General features: G+C 46.6%; 13 protein-coding genes. 10 read left to right on the plus strand and 3 right to left on the minus strand.

Features of this window, described 5'->3' with window-relative positions; translation table 11 throughout:
* Positions 1–69: 69 nt before the first annotated feature.
* Together NC796_RS12025 and NC796_RS12030 are read right to left on the minus strand one after the other, a co-directional pair.
* Positions 70–1,005 (minus strand): TatD family hydrolase, encoded by a 936-nt coding sequence (locus tag NC796_RS12025; protein WP_310684684.1) that lies wholly within the window; start codon positions 1,003–1,005, stop codon positions 70–72.
* 43 nt (positions 1,006–1,048) lie between these two features.
* Positions 1,049–1,954: an EboA family metabolite traffic protein gene (locus NC796_RS12030; protein ID WP_310684686.1), complete on the minus strand. Its 906-nt coding sequence runs from the start codon at positions 1,952–1,954 to the stop codon at positions 1,049–1,051.
* Between the two features lie 376 nt (positions 1,955–2,330).
* Between NC796_RS12030 and NC796_RS12035 the strand changes: the two genes are divergently transcribed.
* The 10 genes from NC796_RS12035 to NC796_RS12080 all read left to right on the plus strand — a co-directional run bounded on the left by NC796_RS12035 (position 2,331) and on the right by NC796_RS12080 (position 19,615).
* Positions 2,331–2,918: a sigma-70 family RNA polymerase sigma factor gene (locus NC796_RS12035; protein ID WP_310684689.1), complete on the plus strand. Its 588-nt coding sequence runs from the start codon at positions 2,331–2,333 to the stop codon at positions 2,916–2,918.
* Between the two features lie 201 nt (positions 2,919–3,119).
* The gene (locus tag NC796_RS12040; RefSeq protein WP_310684691.1) at positions 3,120–4,175 is read left to right on the plus strand and encodes a FecR domain-containing protein; all 1,056 of its coding nucleotides are present in this window, start codon (positions 3,120–3,122) and stop codon (positions 4,173–4,175) included.
* 149 nt (positions 4,176–4,324) lie between these two features.
* Positions 4,325–7,636, plus strand: coding sequence for a TonB-dependent receptor (locus NC796_RS12045; RefSeq protein ID WP_310684692.1), 3,312 nt, complete (start codon positions 4,325–4,327; stop codon positions 7,634–7,636).
* Between the two features lie 12 nt (positions 7,637–7,648).
* On the plus strand, positions 7,649–9,442 hold the full coding sequence (locus tag NC796_RS12050; protein WP_310684693.1) for a RagB/SusD family nutrient uptake outer membrane protein: 1,794 nt from the start codon (positions 7,649–7,651) through the stop codon (positions 9,440–9,442).
* 247 nt (positions 9,443–9,689) lie between these two features.
* Positions 9,690–12,737, plus strand: coding sequence for a PVC-type heme-binding CxxCH protein (locus NC796_RS12055; protein ID WP_310684695.1), 3,048 nt, complete (start codon positions 9,690–9,692; stop codon positions 12,735–12,737).
* An 85-nt stretch (positions 12,738–12,822) separates the two neighbouring features.
* Positions 12,823–13,701 (plus strand): TIM barrel protein, encoded by an 879-nt coding sequence (locus NC796_RS12060; RefSeq protein ID WP_310684696.1) that lies wholly within the window; start codon positions 12,823–12,825, stop codon positions 13,699–13,701.
* Between the two features lie 118 nt (positions 13,702–13,819).
* A complete protein-coding gene (locus NC796_RS12065) occupies positions 13,820–15,541 on the plus strand; it encodes an FAD-dependent oxidoreductase (protein ID WP_310684697.1) in 1,722 nt (573 codons plus the stop codon).
* Between the two features lie 156 nt (positions 15,542–15,697).
* Positions 15,698–16,885 (plus strand): 3-dehydroquinate synthase, encoded by a 1,188-nt coding sequence (locus tag NC796_RS12070; protein ID WP_310684698.1) that lies wholly within the window; start codon positions 15,698–15,700, stop codon positions 16,883–16,885.
* Positions 16,886–16,986: 101 nt separating this feature from the next.
* Positions 16,987–18,186 (plus strand): metabolite traffic protein EboE, encoded by a 1,200-nt coding sequence (eboE, locus tag NC796_RS12075; RefSeq protein WP_310684699.1) that lies wholly within the window; start codon positions 16,987–16,989, stop codon positions 18,184–18,186.
* Positions 18,187–18,229: 43 nt separating this feature from the next.
* Entirely contained in the window at positions 18,230–19,615 is a 1,386-nt protein-coding gene (locus NC796_RS12080; RefSeq protein ID WP_310684700.1) for an alkaline phosphatase family protein, read from the plus strand.
* A gap of 841 nt (positions 19,616–20,456) precedes the next feature.
* Here NC796_RS12080 and NC796_RS12085 read toward each other — a convergent pair.
* Positions 20,457–20,621 carry a hypothetical protein gene (locus tag NC796_RS12085; protein ID WP_310684702.1) on the minus strand — a complete coding sequence of 55 codons (165 nt, stop codon included), beginning with the start codon at positions 20,619–20,621 and terminating at the stop codon, positions 20,457–20,459.
* Positions 20,622–20,664 lie beyond the last annotated feature (43 nt).

Raw genomic sequence — 20,664 nt, forward strand, 5'->3', positions numbered from 1 at the left:
GTGTATTTAAATTAAAAAAAGTATGTGCGACGCACTTCGAAAGTGCGTCGCACAAGGAAAAATCAGGTTCTATTCAATGATAAGATCATCTTTTGAGGGCTCTTCCTCCTCGACAAAAGGATCGCGGCCCCCGCGCAGCACAGAGTTGCCACTGAATGTTTCCCGCTGGTCAATTTTGGGACGATCCAGCCAGTCTTCTTCCTTCATTTGTCCACTCTGTTTGTAGGCATCCAGGGCATTTTGATAACACACTTTTTTGACGTCATCTTCAGAAATACCGCGTTGTAGCATAAGCTTTGCAGTCTTGGGAACGCCCAGGGGATCACTGCGACCCCAGTCGGCCGCGCTGTCAATAAAGATACGCTCAGTGCCGTACTGCTTGACAATCTCCACCATCCGCTCATTGCCCATTTTGGTGCCGGGATAGATGGTGAAAGCGGTCCAGTAGCCGCGGTCGAGCACATCCTTGACTGTTTCCTCGTTGTTGTGATCCACAATCACTTTACTGGGGTCCAGCCCGTGTTCTTCACATAGGTCCATGCTTCGAATGGTGCCCTGCTTCTTGTTACGGTGCGGGGTGTGGATCAGCACCAGCATATCCATTTTCTTGGCCAGCTCCAGCTGCTCGTGAAAGTAGTGTTCCTCCAGTTCCGTCATGTCATCATAGCCGATCTCCCCAATGGCCACAACGCCTTCTTTGGCAGCATAGCGTGGAATCAGCTCCATCGTCTGTTCGGCCAGCTCCTCGTTGTTGGCCTCCTTGGCATTCAGCCCAATTGTACAGTAGTGCTGGATGCCAAACTGGCGGGCCCGAAACCGCTCCCAGCCGACAATCATACTGAAGTAGTCGAGCATCGCCCCGGGGTTGGTCCGCGGCTGACCGATCCAGAAGGCCGGCTCAATAACGGCTACTACTCCGCCTCGACGCATCGCCTCGTAATCGTCAGTAGTACGGGAGATCATGTGCACGTGCGGGTCAATAAACATCATATCATCAAAAGACATAGCAAAAAAGATTTAGTTGCAATTTATCACAAGGGGAATTCCGTTACCGATACTTCTCGGCACGTTCCCCGATATCGTTCCAGTCAATATTTTTCGAGTTGATTTCATCCAGCAGTTGTTGATGTTCCTCCACTAATGCCTTGGCCGTTTTGTCATCACTAGCTGCGAGTGCCAGCACAGCAGCCTGCTTCTGCAATGGATCTTCGTCGGCAAGTACTTTTTTGAGATCTTCTATCATATCCCCTTCAGCAAAAGGTCCAACCGGCCGCCAAAGTTCCGGGGATACCGTCCGCCCGGCTGCCCAACGCTCGTGGGCATAGTCGACCAGCATGTCGGCCAGCTTCTGGTTAGCTCGTTGATCCAACCCCTGAATTTGGTACAGGGGAGTCTGCACGAACAGGGCTTTGAGCACCAGCTGGTTCCAGGCACCTTCATCAAAGTATTCAGCCGGGTAGGGGTTGTGCAGGGCCACGGCGTTGAACACCGAGGTCATGTTGCTGCGGATGCCCTCGGCAGCACGACCTTTCAATTCTTCAGGGTAGGGCAGGATCGGGAGTGCCTGGTACAGGGCCACTGATTCTCCCATATCTGCTGAGACAAAAGTCTTTTCCAGCTTATCCAGGAACTCTTCTTTCTCTATTTCAGCAATTGACAGCACCAGCAGGATGCGGCCAAGCTGATCGACACGTAAAATATCGGGGCGCCACCCGGAGCGGATTTGGTCAGCTTTGTCTAATTCTTTGGTTGATAGCTTTAGGTTCTCTTTTCCCGAATGCCTTGGGACGGCACTGAAGGAGGAAAAGAACTGCCAATCCTCGGCGCCTTCAGAAAGTTCTTTATGCTGATTAGATATCCACTGAAAACCATCCGAATCGAGCTGTGTTTTAAGCCAGGTAATAATTTCTTTTCGTAGATCGGATACTGAAACATTAAGCTGAGTGTCAGACATTATACTACGCGTATGATTAAAGGCTGATGTTCATCACAATTGGTTAGCCAAACGTATTCAAAAATTTTAAATATATGATGAACAATAACTCAAATTTATACTTAAAAAGTCATTTTTCTAGTGCTAAACCAAATTCCGTCGCACTGTAAGAATCATTTGCAAAAAAATCCAATTTTATACCCTGGTGGCATGATATTCTTTGCAAGTGTCGTGTATACGATTATTTTATGAATACTTTGATAAAAAGGGGATAAAAAAGTTTATACACTGTCTTTCAGAAAACGGCGGATTAGGACTTTAAAAAAATCAGGGACATTTTTCTAGAAAGATAGTTCGCTAAAGCAAACAGGGAATCATTAGGGTATAAAGCGTAAACATGCCAGAACAAACCGAGATTGTTGATCCCGTGGATGGGCAGGGACTGTCTGACCCAGAGGTCTGGAGGGAACTTAAAAAAGGGGATAAGAAAGCCCTGGAGATATTAGTGCGGCGTCATTATGAAGATCTTTCACGATACGCTATTAAGTTTTGTGATAATAAAAAACTTGCAGAAGACTCTGTCCAGGACCTCTTCCTCATGTTATGGAGAAATCGCAAGGACCTAGATGATGTGGAAGCTGTAAAGACATATCTTTGGCGGGCTTTGCGGAATGGCATTATCTCGAAGTTGAGAAAAGTTAAACGAAGAAAGAAGATTCTACGCAGGGAAAATGCAGAACTTCAGCCCGAAGTTAAACTGAATGTTGAAGAACTTATCATAGAACAGGAGATCGACGTTCAAACCAGGGAAGAGCTGGAGAAGGCGCTGAACCAGTTATCCTCACGCCAGCGAGAGGCGCTGTACCTGAAATTTTATGACGGAATGAACTATGAGGAAATCGAGACAATAATGTCGGTCAGTTATCAAACAGTCAGAAATTATATTCACGAAGCACTTTCCTCTTTGAAAAGTACGCTCAAATAATCCATTTGGCCGAACTCTTTTCTGTTTTTTTTACACTTTGGACCTTTCTTTATACCACAAATTCGTTTAAAAATCCTGCTTAGATCATTTCTAATGGGTGTTTTAAATTAATTCAGATTTTTTTCAGTACAAACGTGAAACCCGTCCCGTCTATTACATGAATCACACAACACAGGCGAATTTTAAATCAATACCGGGATTTTGACTACGAATTGGTTACATCCAAATTACACCCTGGAAGAATTGTTGAAAAACGATTCTTTTCGAAAATGGGTGCATGGCGAAGCAAATGATGAGGAGAAGGAATATTGGGATAATTGGGTTAAAGCAAGTTCTCAAAACAGAACATTAGCTCAAAAAGCCCAACGCAGGATTGCAGGTCTTTCCATCGAGTCCAGCGAAAAAATAGATGTAGAAAAGGGCTGGAAGGATATTGAGACGAGCCTGGAGGAAAAGCCGACCTTACATAAGGTGGAGGCAACCCCAGGGCCGAGAAACCAGGGGCTGGCATGGATTTGGCGCGTGGCGGCAGCACTACTTATTGCGGGAATTACGGGACTTTCGGTCTATTATTACCAGGAAAAGGAGCCGGTAAAGCAAGAGCAGGTTGTTCAACATGAGGTAAAGACACAATATGGGGAGCGGAAAACGATCTCTTTGACCGACGGGTCTCAGATAACATTGAATGCCCATTCTACCCTGATTTACAAAACCAGCAATGTCGATAACTTTGATATCGAGGTGTACTTGGAGGGAGAAGCCTATTTTTCTGTATCCGATAGAAAAGAGAATAACGCTTCACCATTCAGAGTCCGTACGGCTGCAGGACAGATACAGGTGCTTGGGACAGAATTTGTTGTATCAGCGCGAAATAGCAGAACCAGGGTCATATTAAAAGAAGGCAGTGTGGCAGTTGACCCGTTGAAACCGCAACAGCAGGTATTACTGAAACCGGGGGAGATGGCCGAGTTTGACAGTTCCTGGGATGCAGTGCGTACCAAGCTCGTCAATCCTGAAGTGTACACTTCCTGGAGGACGCGGGTACTTGTCTTTGATAAAACCCCGCTCGCTGAAGTTGTGGATCGACTTGAGTACACCTTTGGAGTGAACGTCATTGTCCGAGAGCCTGACCTTTTCAAGCAAAAAATTACCGGGTCAATAGAAAATGAGGGTTTAGAAGTTATTACTTCAGCACTGGCCAGGACACTGGATACCTCGGTTGAAATCACGCAAGATACGGTATACCTGGGCGAATGAATTTGATTTAAATAAAAACGGGAAGTAAAAGGGAAGATAAAAGTGATGAGGATAAAAACTGGAACTCAAAATATTAAAAAAGAAAGTTAGCCATGAGACCATTAGGTACCATATCCAAATTATGTGTGAGTACATTGCTACTGTTTTTTATGGCTGGGATAGGCCAAAACAGTGCTTCGGGTCAGTCTACCGACAGCCCGCTTTATACGTCAATGGATAACCATTCGGTATTGGATGTACAGGGAATAATTTCATTATCCGATGCTTTATCAGAGATTGAAAACGATTATGATGTTTCCTTTCTCTATAACTCAAAGCTGCTGGAAGGCAAGCTCGTTGAAAGTTCAATTTTAAAGTCGGACAGTCTGGCCTACATGTTAAGCGAACTGCTTATCAGGAAAGGGCTAAGCTACCGGAAAGAGACAGACCGAACCTACGTAATAATGCCCAAACCGGAACCGGAAGAACAAGAGGCTGTTTTAGAAACAGTTTCCGGAACCGTCACCGATTCGCAGAGCGGTGACATTCTGCCTGGTGTAAACGTGGTGGTCAGTGGGACCACAACCGGTACCTCCACCGACGGTGAGGGTAGTTATGTATTGAACGTGCCAAGCTTACAGGATACGCTCATATTCTCATTTGTAGGATTTGAATCCCAAACCGTTCCCATAGAAGGGAGAACGCAGGTTGATGTTGAACTGACACCCGAAACATTCCAGGGGTCCGAATTGATTGTTGTGGGATACCAGACCCAGCAAAAGGCAACAAGTACGGGTTCGATTTCGACGGTCCAGGGAGATCAAATTGAGAAAGCACCCGTAATAAATGCCGAAAATAGTTTGGTCGGTCGTCTCCCTGGTTTAGTGGCGATGAACAATACCGGTCAACCTGGGGAATCAGGGTCAACCTTACGGATTAGAGGTAGCAATACACTCGGAGATAACAGCCCCTTGGTTGTTATTGATGGTGTTACAAACAGGACCGGTGGCTTGTCTCGGTTAAATCCCAATGATATTGAGAGCATAACAGTTCTCAAAGATGCTTCTGCCGCCATTTATGGGTCACAAGCAGCAAACGGTGTTATTTTGGTTACAACCAAAAAAGGTAGAGAGGGTAAACCACGCGTCTCAATCTCTTACAACCAGGGATATACCCAACCCACCCGGGTTCCTGAAATGGCTGATGCTGCCACCTATGCCCAGATGATAAACGAAATTGATATGTACCGAGGGCGGGAACCACGCTATACAGATGAGGATATTCAGAAATATAGGAGTGGTACAAATCCATGGACACATCCCAATACCGATTGGTTTGATGCGGCGTTCAAGGATCTTTCCAAACAGAGTAAAATTAATGCATCCGTTTCCGGTGGAAGCGAGACTATTACATATTACTTGTCTCTTGGGACTGCAAGTGAAAATGGATATTTCCAGAACAGTGGCTTTCAATATGATCAGTATAATTTTAGAAGTAATATTGAGGGGCAAATTAACGACAACCTCAATATTTCATTGAACCTTTCTGGACGCAGGGAGCTGCAGGAAGCCCCCATACGGGGTGTGGGACCTACATTCCGTGCTCTTATGAGGGGGAAGCCAACGCTACCGGCATACTGGCCCAATGGCCAGCCCGGTCCCGATATTGAGTATGGTGACAACCCGGTTGTAACCGGTACGCAGGCGACGGGATACAACCGTGACAAACGAGATGTTCTCCAGAGCAATATAAAAGTAGAATTTGATGTGCCATTTGTTGAAGGACTTGAATTGGAAAGTAACGTTTCATACGACAAGGATTACCAGTTTAATAAACTGTGGGAAACCCCTTGGTATTTGTACACTTGGGATTACCAAACGTATGATTCAGAGAGCGATCCGGTTTTAACTCGGGCCAAGAGAGGGTTGAATTCTCCACAGCTGACGCAAGATGCGAGTGATAACTACCAGGCTACACTTAACCTTATTGGCCGTTATCAAAAGGATTTTGGAGATCATACGATAAATCTGCTGGCCGGTGTGGAGCGTCAAACGTTCAGGGACAACTTTTTCAGTGCCTACCGCGAGCAGTATTTGTCGGGTTCCATCGATCAGCTGTTTGCTGGTTCGGAAGACCAAAAAGATAATAATGGCAGTGCTTTTGAGGGGGCGCGTCAAAACTACTTTGGCCGTGTCAATTACAATTATAAGGAGAAGTACCTTGTTGAGTTTGTAGGACGTTATGATGGTTCCTACATATTCCCCGAAGGTCAGCGTTACGGTTTCTTCCCTGGAATATCAGTGGGATGGCGTCTCTCCGAGGAACCGTTCTGGCAAGAAAATGTCCCGTTTTTGGAAGGTTTCAAAATTCGAGCCAGCTGGGGACAAACCGGTAACGACCGCATAGAACCTTTCCAATATCTAACCACCTACGGTTTTGGAGAAGGATATATCTTCAATCAGGATGAACTTGTCAAAAGTGTCCAGCAGGAAAGAATTCCCAATTCCAGTGTAACCTGGGAGGTTGCCAATCAGTTTGATTTTGGAATCGATGCAGAGATGCTGGACGGTCGCCTGGTGATTGAAGCAGATTATTTCAATTACCTGCGTACTGATATCCTTTGGTGGCGCAATGCATCCATACCAACTACGGCAGGCTTTTCACTCCCAAGGGAAAATATTGGAGAAGTGGTAAACACCGGTGTAGATGGGCGAATCACATTTTCTGATCAAATCGGAGATGTTTCGTTTGATATCTCAGGCAATGCGGGATATGCCTATAACAAAATTAAGTACTGGGATGAAGCACCCGGCGTACCGGAATACCAACAATCGACCGGGAATCCTATGAATACTGAACTTTATTACCAGGCGGACGGAGTGTATAACGACCAGGCAGAAATCGATAATAACCCAAGCTGGCCGGGAGCGCGACCAGGTGATATCAAATTTGTTGATGTCAATGGGGATGGCTCAATTAATGGCCTAGACCGGGTTCGGATCAACAAAAACAACATGCCCAGGTTAACAGCCGGATTATCACTCGATGCAGCGTATAAGAACTTCGATTTTTCTGCTCTGCTGCAGGGAGCAACCGGCGCCGTACGGTATGTGTTTACTGAATCCGGTGAAATCGGAAACTTCCTGCAAACTTATGCCGATGACAGATGGACGCCGGACAATCCGGATAGCGAGCATCCGAGAACCTATAATCGTACGGATGAATATTGGACATCGAATCAAAATACCTATTTCCTGAGAAGTGCCGATTACCTACGTCTTAAGTCTGTCGAGATAGGCTACAATCTGCCTGCGAGCCTGGGAGATAGGATTGGCCTTCAAAATATGAGGGTATATGTGAGTGGATATAACCTGTTTACGATCGATAAACTGAAAGTTTTTGACCCGGAAGCTTCAAGTAGTTCCGGGCAGTACTATCCGCAAAAAAGAGTATTTAATGCAGGGATCTCGTTAACTTTTTAAAATTTGCCAGTCATGAAGAAATTTATATTAACCAAACTAGTTTTTGTTATTTGCATTGTCTTGGTTATTACATCTTGTGATGATCAGATATTGAATAAAAAGCCTCTTGATCAAATATCTGAGGATGACTTGTGGAATGATCCGGCGTTGGTTGAAACCTACGTAAATGATATTTACAGGGGTGTAGGGCACGGTTTTTTTGCCGTAAATGTTAGCTCAGGAGTTGATGAGACTATCATTACCCACGGTTGGAATGATGCACCGGTAAAGCAAAGCAATCTGACGCCTGATGATTTGGGATTATTTGGCAATGGAGTGGTAGTCCCGTTTGATCATTTCCATTGGGAAGATCTGTATAGTAACATCAGGAGTGCAAATGTTTTTTTGGAAGAGATTGAGGAATCACCGGTTGAGCAATCTCTCAAGGACCGCCTGACAGGAGAAGTTCATTTCCTGAGAGCCTATTTTTATCACAACCTGGTAAAACTGCACGGTGGTGTTCCCATTGTGAAACAGGCTTATGGACTGGATGATGATTTTCTGGTGGAGCGGGACTCATTTGAAGACTGCATCAACTTTATTGTTGAAGACCTGGATAAGGCTGCTTCGCTGTTGCCTACAGTTATAGAGGGAGACAAGGCACATGCAAGCAAAGGAGCAGCTTTGGCATTGAAATCACGTATCCTGACGTATGCAGCCAGTGATCTGTATGCGCAGAATCCTGGTGGCATGGCAGTTACAGGTTATACAGGGGGAGACCAGATGGCACGCTGGCGAAGAGCTAAAGATGCTGCTAAAGCTGTGATGGACCTTGGATACAGCCTCTATATGGGTAATCCTGCACCGGGTGATTCAACAGCTAAAAATTATGGTGACCTATTTTTACAAAAAGATCACCAAGAGATAATCTTTGCCCGCTATTTTCTTCAAAATCAATCATATCCATGGAACCAGGCCGATATGGGGCTGTTTCACGGACCCAACGGCTGGCATAACTGGGGCGGAGATACCCCGCTTGGACAGATGGTCGATGCCTACGAAATGGAGGATGGCACGAAGTTCAGCTGGCAAGAGTATAGAAACGGTGACCCCATTTATGGAGAGTCGCCCTATCAAAACCGTGATCCGCGCTTTTATGCCTCCATCTTTTACAATGGCTCGGAATGGAGAGACCGTCCGGCCGATATGATTGAACAGGATCCGGAGGGCATTGTTGAGACTGCCTATTTTGAGATGGAAGGGCAAAGCGATCTACGTCCAGGCCTTGACACAAGAGACGGCCCGATTGAAGACTGGAACGGTACCTATACGGGCTATTACATGCGCAAGTTCTTGGATCCCAATGTAGATCACCAGTTTTACCGGCAAGAGGTCCCCTGGATTTTCATCAGGTATGCTGAGATCCTGTTGAATTATGCTGAAGCTTCAATTGAACTTGGGGAGGAAGGAGACGCCCGAAATGCCCTCAATATGATTCGCCAGCGAGCTGGTATGCCTGATATACCTTCAGGTGAATCTGGCCAGGCCTTGGTGGAACGGTACCAAAACGAGCGGCGAATCGAGTTGGCCTATGAGAACCACCGTTACTTTGATGTTCGCCGATGGATGATTGCACCTGACGTATACGAAAATGGCGAAGGAGTAAGAATAATTGGAAGGCTCAATAATGACGGTTCATATGATTATGAATACAACATTATCGAGATTGACCAGCGGCAATGGAATGACAATGCCTACTTCCTGCCAATACCGAGGTATGAAATGGAAAGAAATGAGAATCTAGTACAGAATCCAGGCTACAATTAATGATACTCGATTTCATTCCCCATATAAGGGAGTAATCCCTAAGTCATGAATTACTACGAAGCAGGTACTGAGATGCCTGCTTCGTTTCTTATTAAAGAATAAAGACTTTTACCTGTTACGGTTGATCACTATTTTAACCTCGGATATTAAAATGAAGGATGGGGAAAAGATGGGAACTTACACAAATCGGAATTATCAAGAATAACTACGTTCAGATCTAGAACCAATGAATAATATTATTTCGACTATGGGATACAAAAAGATAAAAGGGGGCATCATTTGCGTTTGTTTAGGCCTGATGCTGGTAGCAAGCGGATGTTTGCAAAACAAGCAGGACTACGAACGGCTTAGCGACCAGGAAAAACGGAGTGCCGAGCATGCACTGGCCGGACTTGAAACGAGGGACGGGCTTAAGACCACACTTTTTGCCTCCGAAGATATGTTGGTCAATCCCACGAATATGGATATTGACGGGGAAGGCCGCGTGTGGGTGACCGAGGGCTATAACTACCGGCCGAGCCTGAACCCGGAAAACCCAACCAAGACGGATGGCGACCGGATCGTGATTTTAGAGGATACCGATGGGGACAGCAAAGCCGACACCAGCAAAGTATTCTACCAGGGCAACGACATCAATGCCGCGCTGGGTATAATGGTGCTGGATAATCGGGTTATTGTGTCGCGAAGTCCACACGTATTCGTGTTTTATGATGACGATGGTGACGACAAGGCAGATCGGAAAGAAGTAATGTTCAGTGGCATACAGGGCGAGCAGCACGACCATGCCGTCCACGCGTTTGTGTTTGGCCCTGATGGCAAGTTCTATTTTAATTTTGGGAATGAAGGGCAGGTACTTAAAGATGCCGATGGTAATATTGTAACCGATGAATTCGGCAACCCGATAACAGATGAAGGCAATCCATATCGCCAGGGGATGGTGTTCCGCAGTGACCGCGACGGTAGTAACGTGGAAGTGCTGGCTCACAATTTCCGGAATAACTACGAAGTAGCCGTTGATTCCTACGGCACGCTCTGGCAGTCCGATAATGACGATGACGGCAACAAAGGGGTACGCATCAATTATGTGATGGAGTATGGTAATTATGGCTATACTGACGAAAAAACCGGTGCCGGATGGCGAACGCGTCGCACGGGTATGGCCGAGGATATACCGACCCGACACTGGTACCAGAACGATCCCGGTTCCATACCCAACTTGTTGCAGACGGGAGCAGGATCCCCGACCGGAATTTTAGTCTATGAGGGAGATCTGCTGCCAGAGGTATTTCACAACGAAATGATTCACGCCGACGCGGGACCAAATGTGATCCGTTCCTACCCGGTAGAAAAAGATGGAGCAGGATATACAGCCCACATCGAAGATATGCTGAAGGGCAACAAGGATCAGTGGTTCCGTCCCTCAGATGTAACCGTGGCCCCCGATGGTTCAATTTTTGTGGCCGATTGGTATGATCCCGGCGTTGGAGGACACCAGATGGGTGATCAGCAGCGGGGACGCATCTTCCGAATTGCGCCTGAAGGCTCCGAATACAAGGTGCCCGAGGTTGATCTCAGTACTACCACCGGGGCGGTTGAAGCACTCAAGAGTCCCAATATGAACCTGAGGGCCCGTGCTTGGTTGAAACTTCATGAATGGGGAACTGACGCTGAAGAGCAGCTTGTCAAGCTCTGGGAGTCTGATGATACCCGTTATCGTGCACGAGCGCTTTGGCTGTTGAGCAAGCTTCCCAACAAAGGCATCAGCTACGTAGAGCAAGCATTGTCTGACAATAATCCAGATATCCGAATCACGGCATTCCGGGCAGCCCGCCAGCTTGAGGTCGATATCATCCCTTACGTTGAGCAACTGGTTGATGACTCAGCATCTGAGGTCCGGCGCGAAGCAGCCATTGCGTTGCATCACAATGAATCGCAGCGAGCTGCGGGGTTGTGGACCGATCTGGCTATGCAGCATGACGGCAGTGATCGCTGGTACCTGGAAGCACTGGGTATCGGGGCCGCCGGGCAATGGGATCGTTTCTTTGTAGCATGGTCTGATGCGGTCGGATCAGAATGGAATACCCCGGCCGGCCGTGATATCATTTGGCGTTCTCGCGCAGAAGCGGCACTGCCTAAATTGGCTTCGATCATTAAAGACCCTCTGGTAAACAGTAATGAAAAACCGAAGTATTTCAGGGCATTTCATTTCCATGATTCGCCAGAAAAGAGTGAGCATTTGATAGGCATTTTGCAAGGACAAGGGGACCTGCAAAACCAGCAGGAGCTAAATCTCATGGCACTTAAGCAGCTTGACCGCTCTGCGCTGCAGCGTTCATCAGTGGTACAGCGAGAACTGGAGAACGCATTGACTGCCGCAAAAGGAACGCAAGAGTTTCTTGACCTGGTAGAAAAATTTGAGCTTGAGAACCAGAGCCAGGAACTTCTCACCCTGATGCAGTCTTATCCTGACAGCAGCCTTGGAATCAGGGCGTCGCAACTCTCACTGGAATATGGCGGCAGAGAGCTTATCATGTCGGTTTTGGATGAAGGAGCTGAGCAGGATAAAATGAAGGTAATGACCGTGCTGGGCAATACCTCAACCCCGCGTTCTATTGAGCTGTTGGAGCAGTATTCACTAAATGAACAGAATCAGCTTGCAATGCGTCGCCACGCCATAACAGCACTCGGTTCCTCATGGGGTGGGGAGCAGCGACTGGTTGAGCTGGTGAAAAGTGGTATCGTCCCTGAACCACTTCACGCTGCGGCTGCGGAAGGCCTCTCTGATTCATGGCGCGGTGATGTACGACAGCTGGCCAAAACACTGACGGGTGAAGCGCAGGAGCAACAAGCCGATCTGCCCCCGGTTACCGAGCTTGTTTCCAAAGAAGGATCACCAGAGCAAGGGAAGCAAATCTTTGAACAATCATGCCAGATTTGCCACCAGGTAAATGGGCAGGGCACACAGTTTGGACCGGCGCTTTCCGAAATTGGCTCGAAATTACCCAAGGAGGGGTTGTATGATGCGATCCTTAATCCCAATGGTGGGATCAGTTTTGGATATGAGGGCTACACGCTGACGCTTGAGGATGGAACTGAAGTAGCCGGTATTATCCAAAGCGAGACGGGTTCAGAGGTTGTACTACTAATGCCGGGCGGATACACCAGTACCTATTCCAAGTCGGAAATCAGCGGAAGGGAACAGCTGGAGCGTTCGCTGATGCCGGAAAATCTCCATTCGGGTATGAGCCAGCAGGAGTTGGTAGACCTGGTGGAATACCTTTCATCTCTTGAATGAAAATATTCAATTAACTAATTAGGAGATAAGTCAAAGAATTATTTTATACCTGGAAATTTGTCATTCATAACATAAATCAAGTACAATGGATATTTCTCGAAGAAATGCACTAAAGAAAATTGGGGCGGTCGTTGGTTCAAGCTCGCTTGTTGGATGGCTTGGCAGCGTCAAGGAGACCGAAGATATACTCGGCAAAGAACTAAAGGGAAAAGTTAACCACTCGGTATGCAAGTGGTGTTATGACGAGATTCCCTTGGATGAATTCTGTAAAGCTGCCAAAGAGATCGGGCTCAAATCTGTGGAGCTTGTGGGACCAGATGGATGGCCTACCCTTAAAAAGCACGGCCTGACCTGCGCTATGCCTTGGGGAGCTGGCAAGGGAATTACGGAGGGGTTTAATAATCCCGATCTGCATGATGAATTGATAGCCAGCTACGAAGAAGTAATTCCACAAGCGGCCGAAGCGGGCTTGGACAAAATTATATGCTTCTCCGGTAATCGCAATGGTATGGATGACCAAGTGGGGCTGGAAAATTGCGCCGAAGGACTGAAACGACTGATGCCCACAGCCGAAAAACATGGTGTAACCGTCTGTATGGAACTGCTGAACAGCAAAGTTGATCATCCCGACTACATGTGCGACCACACGAACTGGGGCGTAGATCTTTGCAAGCGTGTGGGCTCCGACCGGTTCAAACTGCTTTACGATATCTATCACATGCAGATTATGGAAGGCGACGTCATCCGTACCATTCGAGAAAATCACCAGTACATTGCGCACTATCACACTGGCGGCGTTCCCGGGCGTAATGAAATTGATGAGACCCAGGAGCTTTATTATCCAGCTATCGTGAAAGCAATCCTGGACACTGGCTACACCGGGTTTATCGGGCAAGAATTTATTCCGACGTGGGATGATGAACTTGAGGCGCTCAAACAAGGCGTGGAAATCTGTGATGTATAGAAATTGGCAATAACAGTAGGTAGAATACTTATAGCCACTAATTTTTCTTAAGGGAGGGTTTTGTACCTGGGCCTATAACTTTTGTTTGAAGCTACTGTCTTTTCGAATATGTGACCCTATGGATCGACAAGAATTTCTAACATTGCTGGGTTTTGGAGGTCTTATGTCACCCTCATTGCCCGGTTTCTCTGATGAGTTGTTTACCGTCGCTGCTGATGGGACTAATCCGGTAGGGGAAAATGAATTTTCTGCTGAAGTTATTATTGCAGGAGGAGGCTTGGGTGGCTGTGCTGCCGCACTGGCCTCTTTGCGCAATGGTCTGTCAGTTATTATGACAGAGGAGACCGAATGGATAGGTGGGCAGCTTACCCAGCAGGGGGTACCGCCCGACGAGCACCAGTGGATTGAATCTCACGGTGCTACAAAACTCTACCGGAAGTTGCGAACAGAAATTCGCAATTATTACAGGCAGTATTATCCCCTTGTCGAGGAGGCCAGAAATCAACAGGATCTGAATCCCGGGAATTGTGCTGTATCCCGGATTGGACACGAACCACGTGTTGCACTGGCTGTACTGTATCAAATGTTTGCACCTTACCTCAGTTCAGGCAAGTTAACTCTGCTAATTAAACACAAAATTACGGGAGCTGATGTTTCTGGTGATTTCGTAAGGACAATCGAAGCTACATCTCGCAAAAGTGGGGAAAAGAAACTGCTCTCAAGCCCTTACTTTGTAGATGCAACGGAACTTGGGGAACTTCTTCCCCGAACCGGAACTGAATACGTCACCGGTGCAGAATCAAAAGCGGAAACCGGGGAATTGCATGCTGCTGATACCGTAGATCACGGGAATCAACAGGCACCAACATGGTGTTTTGCTATGGATTATGTGCCGGGCACAGAAAATTTGATTGAAAAGCCTGAGGAATATGAATTTTGGCGTGATTACGTACCGGATTTAACTCCTCCATGGCCCGGAAAGTTGTTGAGCCTGACCTACTCCAATCCTGCTACGCTTGAACCAAGAACACTTGGATTCCATCCTTATGACACCCCTCCAGATGATAAATTTAATTTGTGGATATACCGTCGCATCATAGATAGAAATAACTTCAAGAAAGGGTTTTATCCAGGTGATATTACAATCGTCAACTGGCCACAAAATGATTTTCTGCTTGGAAATCTGGTAGATGTAAGCGACGAGGTATTTGAAAAACATTTATACCAAGCCAGGCAACTAAGCTTATCTCTTTTTTACTGGTTACAAACGGAAGTGCCCAGGCCGGATGGAGGTCAGGGGTGGCCGGGATTAAGGCTTCGTGGTGATGTAATGGGTACAGGTGATGGATTAGCCAAGTATCCCTATATCCGGGAGTCTCGACGAATAAAAGCCGTTTTTACAGTCTTGGAGGAGCATGTAGGGCGCGAAAACCGTGCTATGGTAACGGGTATGGAACCGGCTAATGTTGAGGCCGCGAAATTTTATGATAGCGTTGGTGTTGGATATTATCGAATAGACTTGCATCCAAGTAGCGCCGGAGATAATTATATCGATTTTGAATCCCTTCCTTTTCAAATACCACTGGGGGCTTTATTACCGCAAAGAATAAATAATCTGCTCCCTGCGAATAAAAATATCGGAACTACTCATATTACAAATGGTTGTTACAGGCTGCATCCCGTTGAATGGAACATTGGGGAATCGGTTGGTATGCTGGTAGCATTTGCTTTGGATAAAAAAGTGCCGCCACGTGAGATTCGGGCAGATACCAAACTATTGGAGGAGTTTCAGAAGTTCATCCGTTCCCAGGGTATTGAAACCGATTGGCCCAAGAAATAGAGGTTCGCTTTATGTCAACTCTCTACCAATTTTTAATAGATTATTAAAATAAAACAATCATTTACAACTAGAATCCGTTTGTTTTGTGTAGTTGGAATTAATATATACATCTTCAACTTTCAAAACTCTGATATTGAATAATAGAATTGCGTACGTATGCCTCGAAAGCACAAGGTAATTAAACAGGAGTTCCAGGTATCTTTTAATTACGATGTTTGTTTTACGAAAGATCTTTTTGATCCGACCAATGCGTTGTTTGCCAATCTGATCCAGTCGGCCTCACCAAAGGTGGCCAGGAAAGTGTTGTTCGTTTTTGATGAGGGAATGTACAGTCATCACCCCGATCTTTTTGAGCAAATCCGGAAATATGCTGCAGAGCACGAAGATGTTTTTACCTTGGTTGATAACCTTATCACAATTCCCGGGGGAGAGGCGGCAAAAAATGATTCCACACATGTGGACTGTATACACAAAGCGATCAATGATGCCAACCTCGACCGGCATTCTTATGTCACAATTATTGGGGGAGGGGCGGTAATCGATACGGCGGGTTATGCTGCTGCCACGGCTCACCGCGGCATTCGCACAATCAGGGTGCCAACGACGGTGCTGGCTCAGAATGATGCAGCTGTAGGCGTCAAAAATGGGATCAATGCATTTGGAAAGAAGAACTTCCTGGGTACGTTTGTGCCGCCGTTTGCGGTTATCAACGATGTTAACTTTTTGGAAACACTGGATCAGCGCGACTGGCGGTCTGGCATTTCTGAAGCGATAAAAGTCGCACTGCTTAAAGATGCCGACTTTTTCAGTTTCCTGGAAGAACATGCCAAGCGGTTGAACCGGAGGGAAGAAGAACCAATGCAGGAGTTGATTTACCGCTGTGCGGAATTGCACCTGGATCATATCGCTACTTCCGGCGACCCGTTTGAGATGGGCTCATCCCGTCCGCTGGATTTTGGCCACTGGGCCGCGCACAAACTGGAGCAGCTCACCAACTATGAACTCCGTCATGGGGAAGCAGTGGCAATCGGTATTGCCCTCGATGTGACCTATTCCTACCTGGATGGACTGCTTTCGGAGCAGGAGTGGGAAAAGGTTCTAAATACTTTTAAAGCATGTGGATTTAATCTCTATGTCCCGGAGCTGCAGAATAAGCTGGATCAACCGGAACACGAAGAATCGATTTTCCGGGGACTTGAGGAATTTCGAGAACACCTTGGCGGCGAACTTACCATCATGCTGTTGGAGGAGATCGGTAAAGGGATCGAAGTCCACGAAGTAGATTACGACCTTTTCCGTGAAGCGATCTCTAAGTTGGAAACCTACGAAAAGCAACCCGTTTAACGTATTTCGTACTGCGTATTTGACGTAGCTTTTTTCAGAGGCTCGAAACCAATACGAAATACGCAATAGTATTAGTAAATGAAATAAACACCACATATTTAATGAAGGTTGGCAAAGATCAGGACAAACACCTTACCTATTGCACAAACATTCATCCCGGGGAATCCTGGGAGGAAGTTTTAATCCAGCTCAAAGCCAATCTACCGGAGCTTAAAAGCAGGCTTTCCCCGGATAAATCGTTTGGTGTGGGCCTCCGACTCTCTGAAGAGGCTGCCGGGGACTTGTTGGAAGGGGATCGGCTGGAATCCTTCAAAGAATGGCTGGAGGAAGAAAATCTATACGTGTTTACCATGAACGGTTTTCCCTACGGCAGTTTCCATGGTGAACGCGTTAAAGATAACGTCTATAAGCCGGATTGGACTGATCGAAAGCGCCTGGAATACACGATAAACCTGGCTGAAATTTTGGCTGAGCTGTTGCCTGAAGATATCGACGGCGGTATCTCAACGTCTCCACTTTCATATAAGCCGTGGCTGGAGGAGGTGGAATATGAGGAGGTTTTTCGCATTTCGAGTCGCCATTTGGCTGAGGTGGCGTTCAAGCTGGCACAGATTGAGCAGCAGCAGGGCAAAGAGTTGCATATCGATATTGAACCCGAGCCCGATTGCCTGATAGAGAATACTCAAGAAACCGTCGATTTTTTCCAACATTGGCTATTTAAAGCCGGGGCGGCACAACTGGCGGTCGACCATTCATTCTCTCAAGAGGAGGCCGTAAATCTTCTGAAGCGTCATATACGCGTATGCTATGATACCTGCCATTTTGCTGTGGAGTATGAGGATCCGAAAGAGGCGATTGAGCAGTTCAGGGATGCCGGCATTAAAATCGGGAAAGTGCAGATAAGCGCAGCCCTTAAGGTAGCTTTTGATGATAACTATGACAGGGTTTCCTCAAAGCTCAAACAGTTTGAAGAGGATACCTACCTGCACCAGGTTATTGAGCGAAATTCCGAGGATTCTCTTAAGCATTATCCGGATCTCGGAGAGGCACTTTTTGCCGATATAAATACAGAAGTCAATGAGTGGCGCATCCACTTTCATGTCCCTATTTTTGTGGATCAATTTGACATGCTCAGCTCTACCCAGGATGATATCGTCCACAGTCTCGAGCTGTTTCGTGATGATGAATGCTCCCATTTTGAGATTGAGACCTATACCTGGGATGTGTTGCCCCCGGAGCTCAAAGAGAATATCCGGGACTCGATCGAGCGGGAATACCGCTGGACGCTGGAACAGTTCTAATCCACAGCCAATTTAGAAACATGAAGCCCAAAGAACTCCGGTAATGCAAAAGACTGCTGTTTTAAATGTCGTTGGACTCACCCCAGATCTGATTGGTGAACATACGCCGTTCCTGGCCGATTGGTTTGAAAAGGGGAAGATGGCCTCCGTCGATTCGATGTTACCCTCCGTTACCTGTTCCGTGCAGGCTACCTATCTCACCGGGACGATGCCCAACAAGCATGGCATCGTGGCCAATGGATGGTATTTCCGGGATACCAGTGAAGTCCGGTTTTGGATGCGCTCAGGCAAGCTGATACAGCAACCCGCTATCTGGGATAAAGCCCGCCGGGAGGATCCGGAATTCACCTGCGCGAATCTTTTTTGGCGGTATGCCACCTACTCCGGAGCCGATTACGTGGTTGTAGAACGCCCCATGTATCGCAAGGACGGGGTGAAGGTGCCGGATATCTATGCCCGCCCGATGTCGATGCGCGACAGGCTACAGGGCGAGCTGGGGCAGTTTCCGCTGTTCAACTTCTGGGGCCCCAATACCTCTATTGTTTCGAGCCAGTGGATTGCCGATGTGGCCAAGATGGTTGCGGAAGAGCATGACCCCACCCTGAATCTTGTTTATCTGCCTCACCTGGATTACTGCCTGCAGCGGGAGGGTCCGAATATCTCTGCGATTGGCAAAGATCTCAGTGAGATTGACGACGTGTGCAGGGATTTGATAACTTTCTATGAGCAGCGGGATACCCAGGTTATTGTGCTGTCTGAATATGGAATCCGGTCGGTAAATAAGCCGGTCTCACTGAACCGGGTACTCCGGGAAAATGGCTTCATTACCGTCCGTGAAGAGATGGGCGGGGAGGTGCTGGATGCCGGGGCCAGTCGCGCGTTTGCCGTGGCCGACCACCAACTGGCACATATTTATGTCGAGGATCCGGCGGACGTAGAGCTTGTTAGGGAAATGCTTGAGGAGCTGCCCGGGGTAGAGGTGATTTTGGATAAAAAGGAACAGAAGGAGTACGAGCTTGATCACCCGAGGTCCGGGGAACTGGTGGCTATAGCGGAGCCCGAAGCATGGTTTACCTATTATTACTGGCTTGATGATGAAAAGGCTCCCGATTTTGCCCCGACTGTGGATATCCACGCCAAGCCCGGCTATGATCCTGCAGAGATGATTTTGGACCCGGAGATCCCGTTACCGATGCTTAAGGCAGGGCTGCGACTGCTGCAAAAAAAGCTGGGCTTCCGGTATGTTATGGATCTGATACCCATTGATGGCTCGGGAGTGAAGGGTTCGCATGGACGAAGGGAATCAGCTAAGGGAATACGACCGTTGGTGGCCAGTCAGCAGCCTGAATTGATAAAAACCGGCAGTGATGGCTCGGTAGCTCCCACTGCTGTTTTTGATGTGATAATGGATCATCTGAGGGCGGAATAAAAATACTTTTTGGGAGTCATCTCGACCAGTGGGAGAGATCTTTGTACAATTCCTTGATGGCTTGCAGCTATTTTCTACTTGCCCAAAAGAGCCATTGTCACCAGCCTTTGGATATTATATATGGCCTTAAAAATTTGTATTGGCTGAATTCTCTTTCTCCCATCTTCTTATTGTTTGCAGCTTATTTAAATGCTCTCCAATCAAGTAACTAATCACATAGGTGTATAAATAAAAAGTTACAAATGGGAGAACTCCAAGTAAAAAGGAGATTACAGAGTTATCAACTTGAACAAATTGATGAATAAGAAATTGTAAAATTACAATTGAACAATAAGTGATGATTGCTTTATACCACTTTGCCTTAAATAAATGCTAGAGCATATAAGGAGTGAAAATTATAGCTAAAATGGATACGATTTTTAACACAATACCATAAGGTAACCAGCCAACTCCAGATCCCAAGATCCAGCTGTGTTTTTCATATTGAAGCCAGTAATTTTGATTGCTTGAACTGCATGATGAGATCAGAAGAAGTACAAAAAATCATCCAATGGTAATAATCTCTTTAAAGGATTTGTGTCTATTATTCTTTTTTTTTTTCAAATGCCTCTCAGAGATAACATTTAAAATTTGAACCGCATCTTAATTATAAATCATTGATCAATCAACAACCGGGGTGAGAGAAGTTCAAGGCCAAAGTGAAATTGGAACCGGAGCATATTTACCATACGTGAGGATTTCAATTTCACGTAAAGAGCGAAGCGATTCCCACGCAGTGATAACGACGAAATTTGGCAAAAGCACGGTTTTGCAAAGCCCTCTGTGAGATTTAGTGAAGTTGCTATCCATCTATATCAATATCCCGCCCGAGTTTTTTCTCCACAATCTGTTCATATCGCGGATCATTCCGAACTGGGTCAAAAATCGGATCCATATAGGATTTTGGATTGAAGGACCAGGTTTGATCAAGAAGATCCAGTGCAGGCTTATTTTCGCCTATCAACAACAGCAGTACTATTTTCTGGAAGGGTGGAAGTGAGACCCGTTCA

The sequence above is a fragment of the Aliifodinibius sp. S!AR15-10 genome, assembly GCF_031569985.1.
Classification (GTDB): domain Bacteria; phylum Bacteroidota; class Rhodothermia; order Balneolales; family Balneolaceae; genus JAMQKA01.